The 501-nt window shown below is 67.3% G+C and carries 2 protein-coding genes; both read left to right on the forward strand.

Features of this window, described 5'->3' with window-relative positions; genetic code table 11:
- Positions 1-253 (forward strand): hypothetical protein (locus AACY49_RS30460; protein WP_339527991.1); only part of this gene is annotated, 253 nt, incomplete at its 5' end.
- A gap of 12 nt (positions 254-265) precedes the next feature.
- Positions 266-501 (forward strand): glycoside hydrolase family 3 N-terminal domain-containing protein (locus tag AACY49_RS32025; protein WP_445262681.1); only part of this gene is annotated, 236 nt, incomplete at its 3' end.

Consider the following 501-nt stretch of genomic DNA (forward strand, 5'->3'; position numbering starts at 1 on the left):
TACCGAACAAAAGGCCGCCCAGCTGCAAAGCAGCGCGCCCGCCGATCCCGCCGCCGGCCTGCCGGCGTATGACTGGTGGAATGAAGGCCTGCACGGTCTCGCGCGCGATGGGTATGCCACGGTGTTCCCGCAGGCGATCGCCATGGCGGCGACGTGGGACGCGCCGTTGCTCAACCGCATCGGCGATGTCGTCGCCACCGAAGCGCGCGCCAAGTTCAACGCGCAACCGGTCTCGGCCGATCGCAAGATCTAGCAGGGGCTGACGATCTGGTCGCCCAACATCAACATCTTCCGTGATCCACGCTGGGGCCGTGGGCAAGAGACCTATGGCGAAGACCCGTATCTCACCGGCCATCTCGGTGTCGCCTTCATCACCGGGCTGCAGGGGCCGGACCCGGCGCACCCCAAGGTGATCGCCACGCCCAAGCATCTCGCCGTCCATAGCGGTCCCGAGGCCGGGCGCGACGGTTTCGATGTCGACCCGTCGCCGCAGGATCTGGA

The organism is Pseudomonas sp. EL_65y_Pfl2_R96 (genome assembly GCF_963970905.1).
Taxonomy (GTDB): Bacteria; Pseudomonadota; Gammaproteobacteria; order Pseudomonadales; family Pseudomonadaceae; genus Aquipseudomonas.